This is a genomic window from Syntrophomonas sp. DTU019 (assembly GCA_913757435.1).
In the GTDB taxonomy this organism is placed as follows: Bacteria; Bacillota; Syntrophomonadia; order Syntrophomonadales; family Syntrophomonadaceae; genus DTU019.
The window spans coordinates 1-22059 of record CAJYDM010000007.1 but is presented as its reverse complement, the minus strand read 5'-3'; the positions used below and the strand labels follow the sequence as shown (position 1 = coordinate 22059).

The window sequence follows — 22059 nt, the reverse complement described above, 5'->3', positions numbered from 1 at the left end:
ATGAATAAACGGGGGTAGGAAAACCAGCGCCATATTATTCATGACCGGATTATGGTAAACAAGCCCGACATGCAACAGCAATAGGCGGACCAACAAAATTACCCGTGGCCCGGTCTTGTTGATAGCATGAGCTCTGCTACAGCATTCGTACACAGCAAATAAAGCAGACCTATTCCCCCCATCAGTAGTAAGAACCAGGAAAAACTGATGATGATGTAAAAATGGCAACCATAACGGCCCTATCCCTAGAACCAAACAACCGGGGTAAACTGCCATTACAGTCATCCCGGTCGCCATTATGGTATTTATTCCCATTTAGCTATGTTCAGCTACTCATGGGGCACAGCCACGGCATTCCATTGGCCTTGGCCAGGCTTGCCGCAGTGGTGCCGAATAGATAGTAGGGTTTGTCTCCCAGTTGTTGCAGGATTTGGTCAGCTTTGCGATTGACCAGGTTGGTGCCGCTCATTAAGAGCACATCGGCGAAATCCAGCAGTGGGCCATAGTCTTTGTCCCCGTCCCAGATCTCCACCCCATTGATGAATGATCCGATATGGCTGGGGTTTAAATCCATTACGGCTAGATTTTCCGCCCCGAATACATCCGCTGCTTGCTGCAGCAGTTCAGGGAAAAAGCCCATCATACCTATACGGCATATCCCGTGCCGCTCTTGCAGCAACTGGCAGATATGGCGGGCACATTGTACCGGTCCTTCACCGCTGCATTCAATACTCTGTTCGATGCAGCCCACCTTGCGGGCAGCAGCATTCAATACCGCCACCACCATGGGATAATAATAAGGATTGACATCAGGCAGGTTGGCTACCGCGTCCACGGTGCCGGAAAAGGTACGGGGGTGGAAGGTGTAAACCTGGCCAATAGCCCCCTCCATCTCGGCTTGAATAAGCACCTCATTCCCGCTGGTCAGGGGATCATAACGTCCTCCCCCCGATTTGGCAGGCTGGTAGATCTTGATCTCTACATGCTGGCCCTTTAATTCCGGATATTCCCCTACCAACTTACGCAAAGCACTATTAGCGTTTACTCGCATTATGTACATCACTCCCCAAACATGATCCAAATGTTTATCTTACTCCTCTTCTGGCGCCCGTTCTGACGATCCCTCCCCCCTGACCGTTGCGGGTCTATATCAATGATATTATCTAATGGCAGGTATACGCAATATAATTACTTTAATGATAAGTTTTGGGAAAATATTAACGCAAAAAATAACCCCCAGTAAATGCATGTGGGGGTGATCCTTTTTGGTATGCTGGCTTTATTAGTATGCCGATTAAGAACTGCCTATGCTCCGGTAAAGCAGGTAGGAATACAGGTACGTTCCTGCTGTGAGCAATATAATGGCGCCGATCACCAGGTAGAAAAGCGCCTTGCCAGTCAGGAAGAATCCGGCTACTGCAATCAGCAGTCCCACCAGGAAGAATCCCCACCCTCCCACGCGGTGGGTCTTTCTCCACACCTCATCAGATGACAACGTCCAGGGGGTTTTGATGCCTACAAAGAAGTTGCTGCGCAACTTGGTCATATAGTTGCCCAAAACCATGAACAGCAAGCCCATGCCCACCATCATGTGCCGGGTGGACAACACCTGCTCCTGGCTGCGTCCGGTCTGTATGCTCAATATCAACATAAAGGCCATAAAAACGGTGCTGCCCAGTTTCATATACTGATAGCTGGTGCTGAAATAATCATAGTTCTTCCGGCGCGGGTCAAAACGAGGCAGCAGATCCATGAATAAAGGAATGCCCACCACCAGCGCCGTCATCCACAGCAACTGGCTTTTTGGAGCGAAACGGTCGGGAATACCTTCTGTGTTCCAGTGTATCGGAAAATTCCCAGTCAGATCAGGGTAAACCCAGGCTACCCAGCCTGCCGCCAGAATGGCAACAATATAAGCAAGCCAAAAAGCAACACCTCGGTTAGAATTCATGCCTTAGCCCCCCTCAATATGTTGTAGAAACCCAGCAAGGTTTCCTCCAGGACCGATAAATTCAGGTGGTACTTGATGTACTGTCCCTCTCTCTCCGCAGTGACCAGTTCAGCAGTCCTGAGCAGTTTGAGGTGATGGCTGATGGAGGGCTGGCTCATATCGAAATGAGCCGCGATATCACCGGCAGTCATGCCACCCTCGCGGAGCATTTCCAGTATCCTGCGACGGGTCGGATCGGCCAGGGCTTGGAAGACTCCATTCATTACCACGGCCCCCCTTCATAAACATATAGTTAAACTTCTAATTATTATTTTAATGGCTATCATTTCCGGCTGTCAATAATAAGGCTAGGATATGTGTCAGTAAGGTGCATAAAAAAGCCGGGCAATAGCTGGATACTCGCCTGAGGTCAACGGGTATGGTTTCAGCAAGTGGCAAAAATCTCCCCCTGTCCAAACCTGCCGCAACCGATCCGGGGTCTTAGCATTAAGACGAGTCTTATACGTTGCTGTTATCCAGCAAATCGGCGATAATTTTATAAAGTTTACATATGCTAATACCAGTTATTGGACACCCCATACTTTCAGCCACTGTCCCTGACGGACCCCCTTTCAGGTCGCCGAACTGGTCTAGCGGTCAGTTTTAAGAAAAGGCTAAGATAAATGATCAAGTACCTGATAAGAAAATGGATAAAAGATTATGAGAATGTCTCCGACCGCAAAGTCCGGGAGTCCTATCTGGTGCTCTCCGGAATTGTGGGCATCGTCTGCAATATGCTCCTGTTCATTACCAAACTTGCTATCGGCCTGTTCATCAATAGCATCGCGGTGATATCGGATGCATTCAACAATCTGACTGATATGGGATCCTCGCTGGTTTCCATCCTGGGGGCCAAACTGAGCAATCGCCCCGCCGATGAAGAGCACCCCTATGGACACGGGCGTTTTGAATATATAGCTGCACTGGTGGTGGCCTTCATCATTTTCGCGGTCGGCTTTGAGCTGTTGCGCACTTCTTATGATAAACTGATCCATCCCCAAAGAGTCACCTTCAGCACCGCGGTATTGATTATCCTGATCACGACCATTTTGGTTAAATTATGGATGTTCGCCTATAATTCTTACATCGCTAAAACCATCAATTCCAGCATCAGCAGAGCCAATGCTTTCGACAGTTTAAACGACTGTCTGGCTACAGGACTGGTCATAGTCTCGATGCTGGTCGGGCTTTATACTGATTTTCCCATCGACGGCATGGCCGGTTTGCTGATTTCCCTGATAATCCTCTATGCAGGTTTTGATATCGCCCGAGAGACCGTCAATCTGCTGCTTGGTTCGGCGCCAGATCCCATTCTGGTTGAAAGGATTAATGAATTGGTATGCGCTGGCAATTGTGTGTTCGGAACTCATGACCTGGAGGTTCATGATTACGGCCCTAACCGAATTATAGCCTCCATCCACGCCGAAGTCCCCGATTACATGAACATCGTGGAAGTCCACGGCACTATAGATACGCTGGAAAGACAGGTTAAAACCGAGCTGGGCATCAATATTATCATCCACATGGACCCCATTTCCACCGATATGGAAAAGATTGAGCGGGTCAAAGCTGAAACCGAAAACTGCCTTCGGGATGAAAACAACTTGCGCTTGCGCGATTTTCGTATTGCTCAGGCAGAGAACAAAATTAATGTCATCTTTGATCTGGAGGTAGGAAGGGAAATCCCCGAGGACCATTATACAGAACTGAAAAGACGGGTACGCAACAAGATACAGCGTGATTGTCCCCACTATGAGGTGGTCATTGATCATGTCGGCAGTGTTGATCATCTCAACAGTCTGAATCAACTGCACGCCAGCTTTTACAAGTAAGGCCAAACGGCGGCGGCACTATAGCCAATCCCTTAGCATTGAAAAAGTTTTCAAGCGGGCCCTCTGCGCTGCAAGTCGGAGACGGCCCGCCAATAGTCTAAATAGCTGTTGTCCTGTAAATACAACCGGGTATGATGTAACAGAGAACCGCCTCTGCGTTGACTGCGTCATAAGGGCTTCAATATTTAAAAATGCCAATACGGGCATTGTGTCCTCTGCGTCAGGAGTGTCTCAATATCTTACACTTTTGATACACTATTGACACATCCTGAATGAAGACGGTCAGGTGTCAGCTTTCGCCCTCCTCTTAATAACCCCCGTTTAAAGCCAGTGCGGTGTCATTTTTAATCTTCTTCTCAGTTGGCACGTTGTTTGCATTAATGTTAAATAATTCACAAAGTAATCGTAATACAGGAAAGGAGGCACAATATAATGGAACAAGCATTAATGATCAACAACCATGATACTAAGTTGCAGAACCGACCCGAGGATAAAACCTCTTCCGCCACCGACAAGCTCACCCTGGTCCCCTATCCGGCGGCACAGAACCGGATCAGCAGCGAGGGTCTGGAACAAAACCTGGCCGGTTTTGTAACCAACGGGGGACCAATATTGGAGGAAAAGGATGGTGTTATTATGAGTTCGGTTGCCACCCGCAATCGGAGAAAGGCATATTCTGGCCGGGAGACGGTCGCATTGCTTACTGAAGAGGGCCCCAAACAGGTATCAATAGGCTATCTGAACGAGAAACTAGCTTACTTCTACAGCCATGGTGGACCGGTCATGGAACTTTAACTAAATTATAAGGAACTGACCATATGATGGAATTGGAAACCAGCACCGCTATCATCTATTCCAATATACCTAGAGTCTAGCCCCCGGATTATGACAAATGCCGGGGGCTATAGTCTTTTATATGGTATTCGCTTCGTTAAATGACTGGTCCAGGCTAGCTTGCGCCGACCCACTCGGGCTATGCTGCAGCGGTACCGCCTGATCGATCGGAAAAATCACTGAAATGCTAGTCCCCGTCTTCCCGGTCTGAATATCAACGCGAGCCTTATGGCGGTGGGCAATACTGAAGCATACCGGCAATCCGAGACCGGTACCGGTAGCTTTAGTGGTCACAAACGGGGTGCCGATCTTTTCCATTAATTCCGCCGCTATCCCTGGGCCCTGGTCTCTGACCGTGAGTATGACCTCATCTTCTTGCTGCCAGGTTTTAATATAAATAGCTCCACCGCTCGGCATGGCCTCCAGGCCATTGCGGCAAAGATTCATGATCAACTGCCGGATCTCTTTCTCGTCCAGCAGCAAGGGGGCCACTTCACCCAGTTCCAGCACTATATTCTTGTCTCCATGCAGAGCCTCGGCAGATAACAGCGGATAGATGGTTGCGATGATCTCATTGATAGAATTGAGGTGCAGTTTTACGGCTTTGTTCCCTGCCAAGTCGAGGAATACGGATATGATGTCATTGGCCCGGTCCAATTCACTGATCATCAGCTCATAATATTCTTGGCTGCCGACATTCTCTTCGGTAGCCAGCAATTGAAGAAAACCCCGCACTGCTGTCATGGGATTTCTGATCTCATGGCCGATGGAGGCCGCCATTTCCCCCACCAGATGGAGCCGGTCCAGCCGGTTCACTTCTTTCTGCAGTTCAACCATCTCGGTTACATCTGTGACCACAGCCAGCACCTGCTGTGCTCCACGAGTGTACAATAATTCGGTGGACAGCAGGCCATGGTGGACCAGCCCATTTTTGGTCAAAAATTTCACCTTACAGTTGCGTAATTCCCCTTGCAGTTCAAGCATTACCCCCTCCTGGCTATGAGCTTGGGGGATATACAATGACTGATCGGTCAGCGAGGCCAAATCCTCCCGCTGGTAGCCCATCACTTCCAGCCAGCTGCGGTTCACATCCACAATGCTGCCGTCCTCAAGAGATCGGATTGACATCAAGGTGGGACTCAGTTCAAATACTTTGCGGAAGTGTTCTTTGGTTAGTTTATGTTCTTCGCTCTCCCGCTGCAGTTCACGGTTGGAGACCAGCAGTTCCTGGGTGCGCTTTTCTACCATTTGCTCCAGATTGGTGTTGACATGATGGAGCTGCTGGTAAGCAGCTTCCAATTCCTGCGCCTTCTGCTGCAACAACCTGCTCTGCGCCTCGACTTCGTAATAATAGGCTTGATAATCGATTAGGGCTTCTACCTTCCACCGCAGGGTTTGAGGATTGAAGGGCTTAAATATGTAATCGATAGCCCCTACCGCATAACCGCGCTCTACATGCTCCATGGCCTGATTGATGGCAGTTATGAAGATAATGGGAATCTGCCGGCTCTTACGTCGGGATTTGATCAGCCAGGCGGTTTCAAAACCATCCATTCCCGGCATCTGCACATCCATAAGAATCAGCGCGAAATCCTGATGCATGATTTGCTTTAAGGCCTCGGTACCGGATGTCACCGAACAGATATTATAGCGAGGAGAAGCTAGAATAGCTTCTATGGCTACCAGATTCTCGATATGGTCATCAACCGCCAGCACATTTACTATGCCGGGATCAGTTGCGGGATTTCTTGCGGTAGATTTTGTTACCGGCATCGATGATTTCATAATACTCCCCACCCTTGATGTTTTCAATGCCCTCTTTGCTTCCCAAGGCCAGATAGCCTGCGGAGGCCAGGCTCCTGTAAAAAAGCTGTTTCACTCGCCGCTGCAGATCACCATTAAAATATATCAACACATTCCGGCAGATAATGAGATGGAATTCATTAAATGAGCTGTCAGTGGCCAAATTGTGCTGGGCAAATACCATATTAGACTTAAAATCCCGGTCGAAAATCGCCTCATGTCCTCTTACCCGGTAATATTCGCAAAAGGCCCTTTTTCCCCCGGAAGACAAATAGTTGCGGGTATATTGCTGCATCTTATGCAGTGGGTAAATGCCTTTTTCCGCCTGGGCTAGTGAACTGGGATTGATATCTGTAGCATAAATCCGACATTTTCTGTAAAGCCCGGCTTCCTTCAGCAATATGGCCATAGAATAGACCTCTTCACCGGTAGAACAGCCCGCATGCCACACCCTGATCAATGGATGAGACTTTAAGGATGGTAACACCTGTTCGCGCATGGCCAGGAAAAAATTGGCATCACGGAACATTTCGGTCACGCTGATGGTAAAATCAGCGGCCAAGGCTTGAAAAACACGGGGTTGGTGTAAAACCATCTCCTGCAGCGCTGACACGGTATTGAGATTCAGGCAGCTCATGCGGTGTTTTATGCGACGACGTATGGAACCGTAATTGTAGTCCCGGAAATCATAGCCATAACGGCGGTATATGGCCTCCAAAAGAACGGAGATCTCGATCTGTTCCAGTTCTTCGCCGTCATCTGTGCTTGGTTGAATACTGCGCCTGACCGCATCCATTTATTTATACATCCATACACTTATTAATGACAGCAATTGTTCGATTTCCACTGGTTTATTCATATAATCCGAGGCCCCCACCTCGATGCATTTGAGGCGATCACCTTTCATAGCCTTGGCAGTCAGGGCGATTATGGGCAATTCCCGATATTCCGGCATAGCCCGAATATTCTTGATAGCCTCGTAGCCATCCATTTCGGGCATCATTATATCCATGATGATGAGGTCGATTTCAGGATGCTCCAGCAGAACCTGTATGGCCTCCTTGCCGTTTTCAGCAAACAACACTCCAATTTGCTTGTTTTCCAACACCGAGGTAAGAGCAAAAATATTGCGCATATCATCATCGACCAGAAGTATCGTCTTATCCTTAAGATTCATCGGGATGGTTTCACTGCCCTGAAACGGCGATTCATCCACACCGTCGGAGGGCGTTGACAGTTCTTTAGGTGAATAATCAAGGGGCGCATGGGTCTGTACCTGCAAAGGCAATTCTTGGATATCTGTGCTGCTGGCGACCTGATCTTCCAACAACCCTGCGTCGCAGGGGACAAATACCCTGAAGGTGCTGCCCTGGCCCGACTGACTGTCGACCTCGATATACCCTCCCAGAAGCCAGGCAGTCTGACGGCATATTGACAATCCCAGCCCTGAACCTCCGTAAATACGGTTGGTCGCCCCATCGGCCTGCATGAAGGCTTCAAATATGAGTTCCTGTTTGTCAGCAGGAATACCGATGCCATTGTCCCTGACCACTATCTCCATCGCCCAATCGGCCTTTTGCAGAGCCGGGTATTGATCGCTAAAGGATCGTTGCGACCGATTCAGACTCAACTTAACCCGACCGTGCGGAGAGAACTTAAAAGCATTGGACAACAAGTTATTGATAATATGCGATAAGTGCTGTTCGTCGTTGTAAATGATGTCGGGCAGCTCAGGGTCGATTTCCACCGCGAAGTCTATACCGCGACGGCTCGCCTCCAATAAATGGTGGCTTTTGATGGCGTCTATCCATTCCGACAAGATGATTTCAGTGTAATGGATATCCATTTTGCCAGCCTCGATCTTGGTCAGATCCAGAACCTGGTTGATTAGGTTGAGCAGGTCACGTCCGGAATTATAAATGGTCGTCACGAATTCCACCTGTTTGGAAGTGAGGTTTTCATCAGGGTTCTGGGCCAGGATTTCCGCCAGTATCAAAATGCTGTTTAAAGGAGTGCGCAACTCGTGGGAGATGTTGGCCAGGAATTGTGACTTAAACTCAGACGCTTGTATAAGCTGATCGTTTTTCTCCTGCAGCTCGTTGCGCATCGCTTCCATCTCCATGCGGCGCTGCTCAACCTTGAGATTTTGGGCTTCAAGTTGTTCATTGATGGTTTTCATCTCTTCGTGCTGGCTCTGCAGTTCCTCTGACTGGCTCTGCAATTCTTCAGCCTGCACCCGCAGTTCCTCATTCAATAGCTGACTTTCATTGAGCAGTTGCTTAATCTGTATTTGCTGCATAAACCCAAAAAGAAATATGCCGAGATTGCTGGCGGCTTTATCCAATAGCTCATGATGCAGATCGCTGCAGGGCTTGAATGAAGCTATTTCCACAACGGCTAGTACTTGATCGCCGAATTCCACCGGAAATATGGTCAAAGCTACCGGAGCTGCTGAGCCTAAACCAGAATTTATCTTGATATAATTTTCGGGGGTCTGATCAATAACAATTTTTTGCTTTTCTTTGGCACATTGTCCGATAAGGCCTTCTCCGATATGAATACTCTGGGGAGTATCAACTGAAGTATCTGCAGCATAGGCTGCCAGCTGGGTGAAAACTTCATCATCCTGGCGGAGATAAATCACGCCGTATGGAGCCGCAATCAGGGAACAGACCTTGCCGATGAAAAAGCTGCCTAATTCCTCGGTATTGGGAGCATCCTGAAACGAGGTGGTTAGTTCGGCGATATTGGTACTTAGCCAGGTTCTTTGCTGCATTAGCAAAGCCGTCTCCCGCTCTTTTCTGGCGAAATTTTCAATTCCTGTGGCCATCCGGTTATACGCCTCTGCAATTGTACCCAGCTCGTCGTGGGAATCGATGTCAAGTCTGGGCATATCGGAGCTTTTATCAGCTGCAGAAGAAATCACCGTGGTTAACTTAGAAATATTTCTGATCATGCTGCGCAATACCCAGGTGACAATTCCTATGCACAGGAACAGATAAATAATGAAGAAAAGCACCAGCATCCTCATCATACGTGCGAATGAGGCCTGGGAACGATCTAAAGCCTCAATCATCAATTGCTCCTGCACTGTTCGAAACTCCACCACCGTAACTGCGAGGGAGTTGTACAGTGTTTCTTCAACATCTGATAATCTGTTCACCAGGGTTTGTGATTGGCCTTGTTCGATATATGATACGGTTTGTCTCACTACGTCTCGATAATCGTAATAGGCAGTGTTAAACCTGGCTAGAATATCGAGCGCTGCAGGGGTATTGTCATAAGTCTCCAGGCGTTGCAGCATTGAGTTGATATGCAGAATCGAATCATTTACGTTACGTACTTGTTCCAAGGGATCATGTCCGCCTGCACTGGCTTTATGCAGGCATAGACTAATATTGTTCAGTTCATAACGAATGGAGTTTATATTATTTATTACGGCATATCTCTGCTGAAGGATTTCCTCCATGGCTTTATTGTTCTGATTTAAGGTGCTGACCACCAATCCGACAAACAATAGCTGCAAAGTCAGCAGCATCACCGTGCCCAGTAACAAGCGATTTCTGAGGTTCAACTTCAAATCCCCATTTCCCCATTTTATGTACTAATTATGGCCCCAAAAACCATTGTACCTCTAAACCCACGCCAAATTTGTCGCTTTTAGTAAATTTTTGAATAGAATTAAATTTTATGGCAGCCCAGTTAGAGCTGATGCCTGAAAGGGGGAACAGGTGGGGGCTGCAGGACCTATTAGCCATGCGCTGCTCACAACAAGAAAAAGGACTGCCCCTCTTGAGACAGCCCCCTTCTTCATATGACAAGTGCCTTGGTGTTATGCTGCGGTTGATTTATCTTTGGCAACCGGAGCGTCTTTTTTCAGGTAGGAAAACCAGTACAGTGAACCCACCATAATTGAACCGCCCACGATGTTACCCAGGGTCACCGGGATGAGGTTGTTCATTATAAACTGCTTCCAGGTGAACACATTGGTTACCGCCAGCTTGAAGGCTGCAATGGCTTCAGGGCTGCCGGCACTCGCTGCGGCTACGTCTACGATAGCCGGGATCTGAGCTACCAACAGGCCCATGGGGATGAAGAACATATTGGCAACGCTATGCTCGAACCCGCTGGCGACGAAGGCCATAATGGGGAAGAAGATACCGAACACTTTGCCAACCACGTCTTTGCTGGCCAGAGCCAACCAGACCGCCATACATACCAGCCAGTTACAGAGTATCCCCCGGAAAAATGCTGCGCTCCAGGTCAACTCCAGTTTACCTTTGGCTACTGCCAGGGCTTTGGCCCCTACGGCGCCTTTGAACAAGCCTACTGAGGCGGCACCATCCGGTCCGACCCCATAAAAACCGCCGGCTACGATGTAAACTAACAACAGTGAACCAACAAAGTTGGCTATCCACACCACAACCCAGTTCTTAAATAGGTCTCCCCAGCTGCAAGAGCCGTTCATGGCGCCGATCATCATAAACATGTTGTTGCCGGTAAACAATTCGGCTCCACCGATAACCACCATCATCAAGCCGGTGCTGAACACGGCGCCGAACATAAACTGGCCTAAGCCGTTACCCAGGAACTTGGGTATGTCGTTGCCGATAACTGTGGCCAGGTTGGCACCGAAGCCGATGTAGGCACCGGCCAGGATGCCCAGGATAAACAACTTGCCGAACGACAGCTTGGACTTGGCCGCGCTGATGTTGCAGGCATTGCCTGCTACTTCTCCAGGAGCAAAACAATTCATAAAATTCACCCTTTCCCCTATTACTTCTCAGTCTACTCTTAGAACCCCGCGCTTTCTAATTGAGTTTAGCTTTGTATTCATCGCGGAAATGATTCAGAGTTGTCAGTACCGGAGCCGGAGCAGCCTGGCCCAGACCGCACAGGCAGGCCTTGCACATTACCAGCCCCAGCCTCTCTAAATTGCTCAAATCATCACCAGTACCCTGCCCATGATTGATGCGTTCCATCATCTCATGCATACGTTTGGTGCCTTCCCGGCAGGGGATGCATTTGCCACAGGATTCATGTTCAAAGAACTTGGCTATCCTTTCCACCACGTCTACTATGTCCCGGGTCTCGTCCATGACGAATACTGCTCCGGAGCCGAGTACCGCCCCGATGGCATTCATGGAATCAAAATCGATGGCAGTATCCAGCAATTCCTCAGGGATGAATCCTCCGGAAGTACCACCGATCTGCACTGCTTTAAAATTCTTGTCCCCTCTGATGCCTCCGCCGAAATCGTATATCACCTGACGGATGGTCACATCGGTAGGCACCTCAATGATTTTACGTTCTACAACATCTCCTGTCAATGTCAAAAGTTTAGTGCCGGGATAATTGGCAGCACCTATGGATTTAAACCAATCTGACCCTTTTTCCACTATCAGCGGAATATAAGCCAGGGTCTCCACATTGTTGACTATACTTGGTTTACCCCACAGGCCGGTCACCGGCGGGAAGGGGGGCTTGAAGCGGGGCTCGCCGCGATGCCCTTCGATTGATTCGATCAGGGCGCTCTCCTCTCCACACACATAAGCTCCGGCACCCATACGCACCTCAACCTCGAAGTCACCTAGAGCGCCGCTGTCTTTAGCGTCTTTGATTGCCTGATTGAGAGCCTCCACTACGAAGGGATATTCTCCCCGGCAGTAAATGTATCCCTGCCTGGCACCGATGGCATAAGCACAGATGGCCATGCCTTCCAGTACCCTGTGAGGTACTGTCTCCAGGAGAATTCGGTCTTTGTATGTGCCCGGTTCGCCTTCGTCAGCATTGCAGATCACGTATTTTTCATCAGTATCAACACTATAAGAGAATCTCCATTTCATACCGGCATTGAATCCGGCTCCGCCCCGACCGCGCAGGTTGGAATTCTTGACCGCTTCGATCAGGTCCAGTCTGTCCATACTACGGGCCTTCTCCAGGGCTTTATAGCCACCCGCGTTGGTGTAGCCTTGATAGCTTGTCAGGTCCTCGGCGTCAGCAGGCAATAGAACACGCATTTCTTGCGCCATTATTTCCCTCCTTTCTTTATTGGCATTTGGCCAAGATTTCCCCTACTCCCTCAGGAGTGACATCTTCATACGGTTTGCAGTTAATAGTTATGACCGGAGTTGCTTGACACTGGCCAACACATTCAGTGAATTCTAGAGTGAATTTGCCGTCAGGTGTGGTTTCGCCCATCTTAATCCCCAGGTGTTTTTCCAGGGCGGCCACTACTTTATCCGCACCAGCGATGTGGCAAGGGGCGCTCTCGCAGATCCTGATGATATAGCGGCCGCGCTCTCCCACTTTAAAATACGAATAGAAGGTAGCAACACCCCAGGCTTCCGCTTTTGACATGCCAAAAGCCTGGGCCGCAGAGGCGACCGCCTCTTCCGGAATATAGTTGTAAGCTCTCTGGAGGGCGTGGTAGGCTTCGATAATGCCCCCCGGTTTTTCTTTATAAGCGGCTATAATTTCGGTATAATCTGATTTCACAACTTCACCTCCTCTAGTTGCTTGGGGTGTAATTACAGCAGTATCAACTGTACACTGCTGCCTGGTTCTAGCGCAGGACTCCCTGCGGCGATATCAATAAGTGCATTGCAATCTAAAAGCGATCTTATCATGCTCGGCTTCTGACCGGGAAGCACTGTCACTTCCCATCCGTTGTCACTGTACAGAGCCCTTCCGCGTACCATTCGCCTGGTGTTGGCAGGCTTATTGAAACCGTTGATGCATCGGGCCTGGGCTCTGTTCTGCCCGGTTTGCCCGAACATGGCCTTAATAACTGGAGCCACAAAAAGCTGGTAGCCCACGAAGCAGGCCGCCGGATTGCCAGAAAGAGAAAACAACAGCTGAGAATCCATTTTTGCTGCACCGGTATGACTCCCGGGTTGAATGGCTACGTCCCAATATAAAACCTTCGCCCCAATATCAGTGAAAAGGCTTCTAGCTTCACTGTCGTTTTCGGTGTAAGAACCTCCCGTACAGATCAACAGGTCAACTGTATTCAATAGCTCCGGCAGACGCTGGGGTAATTCGCTGACTACAACGGGTTCTGCGACAACTGCTACTCCCCCGTCCTGCTGCACCAATGCTGACAGCATAGGACCATTGCTGTCCCAGGTCTGCCCCATGGTAATCGGCAGGGGAGCCGGGACAACATTGGGGGCTAAATTGATGGTTGCGATGCGAGGTCGGCGATAAACCTCAACGGCATCAACGCCCATAGCAGATAACAAGGCGATGCCGCTAGCTGTTAGCCGAGTGCTACCGTTCAGGATGACCTCTCCCTGGCGGAAATCCTCACCCTGGCTTTTTATGTTTTGTCCGGTTTTGACCTTTTCGTAGACCAAAAGTAAATCAGCTTTACAAAATGTCTTTTCATGGGGTACCACCGCGCAGGTTCCAGGTGGCAATACTCCACCGGTTTTGACCCGAACAGCCTCATTGCTCTGCAGGGGATAATTAGGGCATTCTTCCAGTTGGTAGCTGCCGGCTACCCTGAAGTTGCTCGGTACTGCAGAAGTCGAACTCCCCACCGCATAACCGTCTACCGCCGATTGCTCAGCCGCCGGCAGGCTTTGCGAAGCAGTCATCTGGCGGGCCAGAATCCGGTTCAAGCCGGCAGACAGGGCAACTGTTTCTGTTTCTAGGAGAGGCAGGTTTTCTAAAAGGATTTGTTGCGCCTGCTCCAGACTGAGATCTTGCATGGCTTCTTTAGCCCCCTTACAGAAAGCTGTTTTTTCCAAAAGGACACTGCGGGTAATTACAGACCGGGCAGCCTTCACATAATCCTCCATGGGCCAATGCTGCCAGATCGGCTTTTTCAATCCTTTCCCCGGCGAAGATACGGGGAAGCAACAGATCCAGAGTAGTCTTACGACTGAACAAAGCCCCTCCGGGGATACCGCATATAGCCACATGCCCCTGATAGGCCAGCATAAACTGAGATCCTGGCAATACCGGGACGCCATAGGAAACGACCTCGGCGCCTGATATCCTTATTCCCTGCGGAGTGGCGTCATCAGCATCGACCGACATACCCCCGGTGAGTAGTATCAGTTGAGCACCTTCAGCCAGGGCATTTTGAATTTCTGCGGCGATCAATTCCGAGTTATCAGGCACAATTATCTGCCCCATCCAGCGGCCGCCGAATGGCGTGATCTTTTTCCTGATAACCTTGCCGAACCCATCTCGGATGCGCCCGCTGTTGACCTCGCTGCCGGTGGTAATTACCGTTACCCACAAGGGCTGAAATGGTTTTACGCTCACCAATGGCCACGGGGCCCGGCACAGCCTTTGGGCCTTTTCCATCAGTTCCCGCTCCACTGCCACAGGTACTACCCTGGTTCCTGCAACACATTGCCCTTTGGTTACACTGCGGCAATTGTGCAGGGTAGAGAAGATCACATTTTCAAGGCTGTTGAGTTGTTGTAGTTGCGCCAATTGTATACGTAATAAACCGTCGTATTGCGCAACCAGGTCAACCCTGCCCTGATTGGGCCGGGTATATTCTATCCCCGCGCCGGCTGCGCTGGACCCCAGCAACAAGGCGGCATCATCCTCATGCATTAAGTCATCATCTGGTTCCCAAATGAGCACGTGTTCCTTGCCCAGATCTTTTAACAGATTTACATCCTCGGCAGCTATGGTATGCCCCCGTTTAAAGGCGCGATATTTCTTCTTTCCCGGGATTATCCGGGTGATATCGTGCCCCAGGATCAATCCAATGGCCTGATCCACAGCAACCTTGCGCATTAATAGTCCTCCTAAATAGGCTCAATCTGCACAGCGCACACCTTGTATTCACCGGTTCCAGTGATCGGATCCAATACAGCGCTGGTCAGTTCATTGGTGGGCGTTGAAGCAAAGTGGAAAGACATCCAAATGACACCTGGCATTACCCGGTCGGTGACCTTCACGGCAGTGGTGACCTGGCCACGTCTGGAGGTGACCTTGACTAAACTTCCGGTTTGAATCCCCAGTTTTTCAGCATCAGCCGGATTGACTTCAGCCATTTCTTTGTCCCACACACTGCTGATCCCGCCAGAATAGGGGGTGGTCACATTGTAGTGGAACAGAATGCGGCCGGTTGACAACAGGAACGGATATTCCTCATCAGGAATTTCGCCAGGCGGTATATGCTCGGAAGGCTGGAACAAGCCGAGGCCGCGAGTAAATTTGCCGACATGCAAAATCGGGGTGCCAGGATGCTCTAAGGTCGGGCAGGGCCACTGCAAGCTGTTCTCCTGATCTATTCGCTCATAATTTATACCCGCCATGGAAGGCGACAGGGAAGCCATCTCGTCCCATATTTCCTTGGGGCTGTTATAATTCAAGGGATAGCCCATAGCAACAAACATCTGACAGATGGTCTGCCAGTTGGCCTGACCGGGGATAGGTTCAATTGCCTTGCGAACCCGTTGAACGCGCCGCTCGGTATTGGTAAAGGTGCCATCACACTCGGCAAAACTAGCCGCTGGCAGAATCACGTCAGCGAACTGCGCAGTCTCAGTGAGGAACAATTCCTGCACTACTAAGAATTCCAGGTTGGCCAGGGCTTCTTTAATGTGGTTGGCATTGGGATCGGTCAAGACCGGGTTTTCGCCCAGTATATACATAGCCTTGACACTGCCATGATGGGCGGCTTCAAACATCTCCGGAATCTTGAGGCCTACTTTGGGTGACAGGCTCACTCCCCAGGCCTTTTCATGTTTTTCCCGCACAGCATCCACGCCTACAGCCTGGTAGCCTGAATATACATTAGGCAATGCGCCCATATCGCAGGCGCCCTGAACGTTGTTCTGGCCGCGCTGCGGGCAGACTCCGGTTCCCGGGCGGCCCAGGTGTCCGGTCAGCATAGCCAGGTTGGCACAGCTCATAACATTACGGGTTCCACAGATATGCTCGGTAATACCCAGGGTGTAGAATAACATGGCCTTATCGGTGGTAGCATAGAGGCGGGCTACGGCGTACAGGTCATCCACTGATATGCCGGTAAGCTCGGAAACCCGTTCCGGAGTGTAGGACTCCACAATAGCCTTGAGTTCTTCATAGTTCTCGGTGCGTTCTTCTATGAATGTCTTGTCTTCAAGGCCTTCCTTGATAATAATGTGCATCAGTCCATTGAGAAGGGGTATATCAGTACCCGGTTTCACACGCAGCCAGTAGTCGGCTTCATCAACCAGGTCAATTCGACGGGGGTCACATACTACCAGTTTAGCTCCCCTACGGGCAGCCTGTCTCATCTTATAGCCTATGACCGGATGAGCTTCGGTAGGATTGGTTCCAATCAGGAACATCAGCTCAACCTCGTTGGTAATGTCACTTATTGGGTTTGTCATGGCGCCGCTTCCAAAAGTTGTGGCCAGACCGGCCACGGTGGGCGCGTGTCAAGTACGAGCACAATGGTCCACGTTATTGGTCCCCATTACGGCTCGGGCAAACTTGCTGACCAGGAAGTTTTCCTCGTTGGTGCAGCGAGCGGAACTCAAAGCCGCAAAAGCATCGGGGCCGTATTTTTCCTTGATTTCTTTAAATCGGGTAGCAATTAAGCTAAAAGCCTCATCCCAGGATGCATGTTCAAATTGTCCGTTCTTCTTGATCAAAGGAGTAGTGAGCCGCTTTTCATTATAGATGAAATCCCAGCCAAAGCGTCCTTTGACGCACAGGCTGCGTTGATTGACGGGCGCATCCGGATTAGACAGAACGCCTATTACCTTACCGTCCTTTACCGCCAGGTCAAAATTACATCCAGTGCCACAGAATGGGCAGGTAGTCCGTACCCGATCAATCTCCCAGCGACGTCCCTGACCGGCCATAGTCTTCTCGGTCAATGCTCCGGTTGGGCATACGGCTACACACTGCCCGCAGAATACGCAATCGGAATCGATGTAGTCGACATCCCCAGCGGTGGTTGCTTTGCGGTCAAAGCCCCGATACAGGAAGGACAGGTTGTCCTGACCAGTCATCTCCTCGCAGGCGCGTACACAAGCACCGCACAGGATACACTTGTTCAGGTCCCTGTTTATAAACGGATTGCTGTCATCGATAGCATAGTGATGCTTCTCCCCGACGAAACTGCTCTCTTTCACCCCATAGCGATAGCAGTATTCAGCCAGCTTGCAATCCCCCATTTTTTCGCAGGTCATACAATCCAGAGGATGATTGGCCACCAATAATTCAAGTATTGTCTTACGGGCTTCGATTACTGATTCTGATTCGGTGTCAACTTCCATGCCTGGATAAACCGGGGTAACACACGCCGCAGGTAAAAGACGATTGCCTTTTACTTCAACAACGCACATGCGGCATGCTCCCAGTGGACTCAGATCGGGATCATAGCAAAACCTTGGAATATCGATCCCAACCATATCCGCAGCCTGCAAAATAGTGCTTCCTGCCGGAACCTTAACCTCCTTTCCGTTCATCACCATAGTTACCATTTCCAAAACCTTCACCCCTTTCATTTTTGGGACAGATTAAAATACAAAAAACCTCCTGCTTTAGAAACAGGAGGTTTATGCATTTGCCCGCTCAAAGGTCAGAAGATGATACAAACACCTGACCCATGAGCAGACAAACGTCGCCTTCAAATCGATATCAAAGACAAACTCCTTTCCAAGCACGGGAGGCAGGTCCATTTCCAGACCCACCCAGCGGTTGAAGAACCGTGGCTTCGGCTTTAGGCTCAGCAACTCGGAGTATAATATATGAAATTAATGGCGTGAATTTTTATGTAGTTGGTGTATACATTAGACAAATGTTTTCATAATCCTGCTAGATGTGAAATATTTCGCAGATAAATGGAAATACTATATTCTTGTCTGTTTACCATTCAAACTGTAAAAAGTTGCTCAAATCTTCCTACGGTAACCATGTCTTTACTCGAAGCAAATCCTCTCTTGATGACTGTAGACATTAAAACGCTCTCCCCTGGCGAACCCCACCACGGTGATGCCCAACTCCCTGGCCCGGTCAACCGTTAGGAGGGTTGGTGCGGAGCGTGACAAAATAACCGGGATCTGATTGTAGGCGGCTTTCTGCAGTATTTCATTGGCTACCCGCCCGCTCAAAACCAGGCATTTATCATAGAGGGGAATTTGATTCAGATAAGCATAGCCAAAGACTTTATCAACCGCGTTGTGCCTGCCTATATCTTCGAAGCGCTGAACCAATCCTTGGGGCGCACCCAACCCTGCACTATGCACACCTCCGGTGCGTTTAAAAGTATATGACTTGGCATCTAGTTCGCTTATTATCCTTAACAATTGCTCCGCAGTGAACAACTTCTCCCCCACAGCTTGCTTTATCAAAGGCCTTAATCCCCCGTATCCCTTGGCTATACAAGTGTTTATGGTTTTCACTGCTTGATGGTGTTGGTCGAATTTGCCCTCAACAACCAAATCTACCACATCATTTTCCTGTAGATTTATACTGAGCAGCCGGTATGAGGGCTCAATAATCCCTTCCCCGAGCAAATAACCCACAGCCAATTCCTTCCCGGCTTGAGGTGAGGAGGCCAGTTGAACCACTTCCTGGCCGTTCAGGACGACCTTGAGATTACTCTCCACCACGAGCGGTTCAAAACTCGCTGTGACCTTTCCTTTGTCATAAACCGTTACCTCTCGCTCTTCAACCAACTGCCTGTCTTTCATCCTGCCGCCTCCCTTATCATGTTTTCACTATTCCATGGCCACGAGTAACGATATGATAAGTGCAGTTAAACTAATTTAATCACACTTGTGTTCAAGTATCCAGGCTGGGATGCGACAGGTGATGGTTCTCGTTTTGCCGCATTACAATTTGCGACAGTTGCGACGAAGCTGCTGCTAAAGGGGAAGCAGGTTGCGACAGGAAGCGGTTCTTATTAGGGCCAATCAGAAGTTTTGCCACGAAGAAGGCTCAAATTTCGGCTGATAACCGAAACTTGAGCCTTTGATCATAGCCTGCTATTGCTTGAGAGTTTTGCATAATGCAAAAACTCAATTTTGAGCGTTAGCGAAGAATATTTAGACCCTTCGGCTTTTCCTCAGGATGACAGTCATAGGTACTTCGTCCCCGGCCCCTGCGCCATATCAAGTTATTTTACTACCATGACCGGGCAGGCGGCTTCTGCCATGACCCTTTGGGTCACACTGCCCAGCAATGCGCCTTTCAATGGCCGGTGTCCCCTGCTCCCAATAATCACCAAATCAACTTCCTCGCTTGATTCATTAAGGATTTCGCTGGCAGGATAGCCTGTAACGACCTGCTTACTGATTTGGATTTCTTCTAGCTCTAGTCCCTCGAGTGTCGCAGCAAATACTTTGGCGCCTATTTCTTCCACCTTCTCCTTTGACAGAGGGTAATACTCTTTTATAGTAAAGTCATACATATGTGTGGGAGGTTGGGATACTACATGTAAGAGTTTGATGTCAGCATTTAGTTCCTTGGCATACTGGGCCGCAGTTAATAGGGCCCGGCGCGAATACTCGGAGCCATCTGTTGGTACTAGAATCTTTTTAACCATTACCTTTCCCCCTTAATGTATTTTTTATAGGGCTGATTATGGCAACCCTATTATATTAATTATTTCATTCTCCTAAAATACTGCAACCACCAGTACTTGATGTAAATGTCTGAATAATGCCGTATATATGGGAAGGTTCGTTTTCCTGCATTTTAACCGTTATTCTCAATTTTTTATAATATTTCGTCATGTACGGTATTACAAACACTTTTGAACTACGGTGGAAGTCTCACGCCCCTTCGGATGACTACGATGCTCTTCCAGGAGAATCTCTATCTGCTGGTGCTGACGTCGCCTTGGCCTGCGTTTGAGAGAGGTAAGGTAAGCAGAGATAACAATAGGGCCATCCCCCAGTTATTTCACTACCATGACCGGGCAGGTGGCTGCTGCTATGACCCTTAGGGTCACACTACCTAGCAAGGCACCTTTTATCGGCCGGTGTCCCCGGCTTCCCATTATCACCAGATCGACATTCTGGGCCGTTTCATTAAGAATCTCACTGGCAGGATAGCCTGTCACGATCTTCTTACTGATTTGGATTTGTTCAGGCTCTAACCCTTCAAGTGTCGCTCCGAACACCTTGGTTCCTAGTCTTGTTACCTGCTCCTCTGACAGCGGATAGTACTCCTTAAGGGCGGGATGTTCGGATATTACATAAAGGAGCTCGATTTCCGAGTTGAGTGCCTTTGCATATTGGATCGCTGTTGACATTGCCCGGCGTGAATACTCAGAACCATCTGTTGGCACTAGGATTTTTTTGACCATTACCTTTCCCCCTTATATTTAATATAGGGTTGAGACATTGCGTTTAAAAACAATATGGTTTTACCGCAGCATCTGCATCTTTTACAATATAGGGTAGAGACAATACCTTATATTATTATATTAATAATTATTTCACTTCCCCAAAAAACTGCAACCAACAAAGCTTAATATAAATTCTTGAATAATGTCATTTATGTCGGAATGCTAGGTACCTTTCATGCTGGCCGTCATTCCCAATATACTTAATATCTGTATATTTCCTGTATTGTCAGCAGTTCCCTATAGAGTATTTTGTCCTTATTATCACGTATGAACCAGTTCGGAATCGAAAATTAATATGGTTTTAGCTGAATTAGGTATATTGCCCCATTAAAACGAAGAAAGGAGGCCTGACGTCAGTTTATCGCTCGAGGCCAGGATGTTATCCGTCATGTTGCGGATCTGTTCCAGTATTATCTATTAATAGATTTGGTTGGATTTATATGAGGAGGAGAATATATGAATAATGTGGACTTAAGCGCAGCCAAAGAGCGAATTAAAATTTTTATGCACAATGCAGGTGTGGATGATGTAGGTTTTGCCAATCTTAAAGATTATAATAGCCCCAATTCTCCGGTTGTGACGGATTTCTTCCCACAAGCCCGGTCCATCGTTGTCCTAGCCTATAAAGAGTTGAGCAGCTGCGCCAGCACCAACTTGCAAATAGCTATGAACGGCCGCATGGACCTCATGGAATTTTCCCGCTCCTGCAACTACAAACTGGCCCGGCTGTTGGAAAGAGAATTCCACGACCAGGCTATGACTGTGCCAGTCTCTTATCCTCTGGAAATGAGTAAATCAACCGGCGGAGCTGTCGGCGAGGTTTCACTGCGCCATGCAGCTCATGCAGCCGGGCTGGGCGTTTTCGGTAGGCACAACCTCATTCTCCATCCTAAATATGGGAGCAGGGTGATTTTCAGTGCGGTTCTGAGCACGCTTGATTTTCCATCTGATCCCCGTTTGGAAGAGGAGCTGTGCACCTATTGCGACATATGTATAGAAAGCTGCCCGGCGGGTGCGCTGGATGAGGAGGGGAAAACTCATGTAAACAAGTGCCTAAGACACTCACAGCCTTATGGCCTGGGGGGTGCTATAAGTTTCTGGAGCAGAATAGCTAAAAGTAGCCCAGAGGAACAAAACAGAATGTTGATGGATGATCATTACTGGCGTCTCTATCAGGCCCAGTTAATCGGTTTTCAATACTGCTGTTTCAACTGCTTGAGCACCTGCCCCCTAGGTGAATAACTATGGGGGACAAGGGGACTGGGACAAGGGGACGT

General features: G+C 49.0%; 18 protein-coding genes and 1 riboswitch. Of the genes, 3 read left to right on the top strand and 15 right to left on the bottom strand.

Annotated features, from left to right (window positions below; all coding sequences use genetic code 11):
- Nucleotides 1-325: 325 nt before the first annotated feature.
- The 3 genes from AC15IQ_RS14245 to AC15IQ_RS14235 form a co-directional block, all read right to left on the bottom strand.
- On the bottom strand, nucleotides 326-1081 hold the full coding sequence (locus AC15IQ_RS14245; RefSeq protein ID WP_483179989.1) for a Rossmann-like domain-containing protein: 756 nt from the start codon (nucleotides 1079-1081) through the stop codon (nucleotides 326-328).
- A 213-nt stretch (nucleotides 1082-1294) separates the two neighbouring features.
- Complete coding sequence (locus AC15IQ_RS14240; RefSeq protein WP_483179987.1) at nucleotides 1295-1951, bottom strand: SdpI family protein; 657 nt, start codon at nucleotides 1949-1951, stop codon at nucleotides 1295-1297.
- The gene (locus AC15IQ_RS14235; RefSeq protein WP_483179986.1) at nucleotides 1948-2214 is read right to left on the bottom strand and encodes an autorepressor SdpR family transcription factor; all 267 of its coding nucleotides are present in this window, start codon (nucleotides 2212-2214) and stop codon (nucleotides 1948-1950) included. The genes AC15IQ_RS14240 and AC15IQ_RS14235 overlap by 4 nt, the downstream gene beginning before the upstream one ends.
- A 399-nt stretch (nucleotides 2215-2613) precedes the next feature.
- Between AC15IQ_RS14235 and AC15IQ_RS14230 the strand changes: the two genes are divergently transcribed.
- Both AC15IQ_RS14230 and AC15IQ_RS14225 read left to right on the top strand, forming a co-directional pair.
- On the top strand, nucleotides 2614-3822 hold the full coding sequence (locus tag AC15IQ_RS14230) for a cation diffusion facilitator family transporter (RefSeq protein WP_483179984.1): 1209 nt from the start codon (nucleotides 2614-2616) through the stop codon (nucleotides 3820-3822).
- Between the two features lie 432 nt (nucleotides 3823-4254).
- Nucleotides 4255-4617 carry a hypothetical protein gene (locus AC15IQ_RS14225; protein ID WP_483179982.1) on the top strand — a complete coding sequence of 121 codons (363 nt, stop codon included), beginning with the start codon at nucleotides 4255-4257 and terminating at the stop codon, nucleotides 4615-4617.
- Between the two features lie 117 nt (nucleotides 4618-4734).
- Here the strand turns inward: AC15IQ_RS14225 and AC15IQ_RS14220 are convergent, their stop codons facing one another.
- The 12 genes from AC15IQ_RS14220 to AC15IQ_RS14165 all read right to left on the bottom strand — a co-directional run bounded on the left by AC15IQ_RS14220 (nucleotide 4735) and on the right by AC15IQ_RS14165 (nucleotide 20740).
- A complete protein-coding gene (locus AC15IQ_RS14220) occupies nucleotides 4735-6441 on the bottom strand; it encodes a response regulator (protein WP_483179981.1) in 1707 nt (568 codons plus the stop codon).
- Nucleotides 6389-7255, bottom strand: a complete 867-nt coding sequence (locus AC15IQ_RS14215; protein ID WP_483179979.1) for a CheR family methyltransferase — start codon at nucleotides 7253-7255, stop codon at nucleotides 6389-6391. Before AC15IQ_RS14215 ends, AC15IQ_RS14220 begins: the two co-directional genes overlap by 53 nt.
- Nucleotides 7256-10033 (bottom strand): response regulator, encoded by a 2778-nt coding sequence (locus AC15IQ_RS14210; protein WP_483179978.1) that lies wholly within the window; start codon nucleotides 10031-10033, stop codon nucleotides 7256-7258.
- 258 nt (nucleotides 10034-10291) lie between these two features.
- Nucleotides 10292-11215, bottom strand: a complete 924-nt coding sequence (locus tag AC15IQ_RS14205) for a formate/nitrite transporter family protein (RefSeq protein WP_483179976.1) — start codon at nucleotides 11213-11215, stop codon at nucleotides 10292-10294.
- A gap of 55 nt (nucleotides 11216-11270) precedes the next feature.
- Nucleotides 11271-12491, bottom strand: a complete 1221-nt coding sequence (gene nuoF / locus AC15IQ_RS14200; protein ID WP_483179974.1) for an NADH-quinone oxidoreductase subunit NuoF — start codon at nucleotides 12489-12491, stop codon at nucleotides 11271-11273.
- Between the two features lie 16 nt (nucleotides 12492-12507).
- On the bottom strand, nucleotides 12508-12957 hold the full coding sequence (locus AC15IQ_RS14195; protein ID WP_483179973.1) for an NADH-quinone oxidoreductase subunit NuoE family protein: 450 nt from the start codon (nucleotides 12955-12957) through the stop codon (nucleotides 12508-12510).
- A 32-nt stretch (nucleotides 12958-12989) separates the two neighbouring features.
- Nucleotides 12990-14213 (bottom strand): molybdopterin molybdotransferase MoeA, encoded by a 1224-nt coding sequence (locus AC15IQ_RS14190; protein WP_483179972.1) that lies wholly within the window; start codon nucleotides 14211-14213, stop codon nucleotides 12990-12992.
- A complete protein-coding gene (locus AC15IQ_RS14185; RefSeq protein ID WP_483179970.1) occupies nucleotides 14191-15222 on the bottom strand; it encodes a molybdopterin-binding protein in 1032 nt (343 codons plus the stop codon). The genes AC15IQ_RS14190 and AC15IQ_RS14185 overlap by 23 nt, the downstream gene beginning before the upstream one ends.
- Nucleotides 15223-15233: 11 nt before the next feature.
- Nucleotides 15234-17915, bottom strand: a complete 2682-nt coding sequence (gene fdhF / locus AC15IQ_RS14180) for a formate dehydrogenase subunit alpha (RefSeq protein ID WP_483179969.1) — start codon at nucleotides 17913-17915, stop codon at nucleotides 15234-15236.
- A 146-nt stretch (nucleotides 17916-18061) separates the two neighbouring features.
- Nucleotides 18062-18181, bottom strand: a riboswitch (molybdenum cofactor riboswitch).
- A 166-nt stretch (nucleotides 18182-18347) separates the two neighbouring features.
- On the bottom strand, nucleotides 18348-19121 hold the full coding sequence (gene fdhD, locus AC15IQ_RS14175) for a formate dehydrogenase accessory sulfurtransferase FdhD (RefSeq protein ID WP_483179968.1): 774 nt from the start codon (nucleotides 19119-19121) through the stop codon (nucleotides 18348-18350).
- 425 nt (nucleotides 19122-19546) lie between these two features.
- Complete coding sequence (locus tag AC15IQ_RS14170; RefSeq protein WP_483179967.1) at nucleotides 19547-19975, bottom strand: universal stress protein; 429 nt, start codon at nucleotides 19973-19975, stop codon at nucleotides 19547-19549.
- Between the two features lie 354 nt (nucleotides 19976-20329).
- Nucleotides 20330-20740: a universal stress protein gene (locus AC15IQ_RS14165; RefSeq protein WP_483179965.1), complete on the bottom strand. Its 411-nt coding sequence runs from the start codon at nucleotides 20738-20740 to the stop codon at nucleotides 20330-20332.
- Nucleotides 20741-21238: 498 nt separating this feature from the next.
- Between AC15IQ_RS14165 and AC15IQ_RS14160 the strand changes: the two genes are divergently transcribed.
- Nucleotides 21239-22024: a 4Fe-4S binding protein gene (locus AC15IQ_RS14160; RefSeq protein ID WP_483179963.1), complete on the top strand. Its 786-nt coding sequence runs from the start codon at nucleotides 21239-21241 to the stop codon at nucleotides 22022-22024.
- Nucleotides 22025-22059 lie beyond the last annotated feature (35 nt).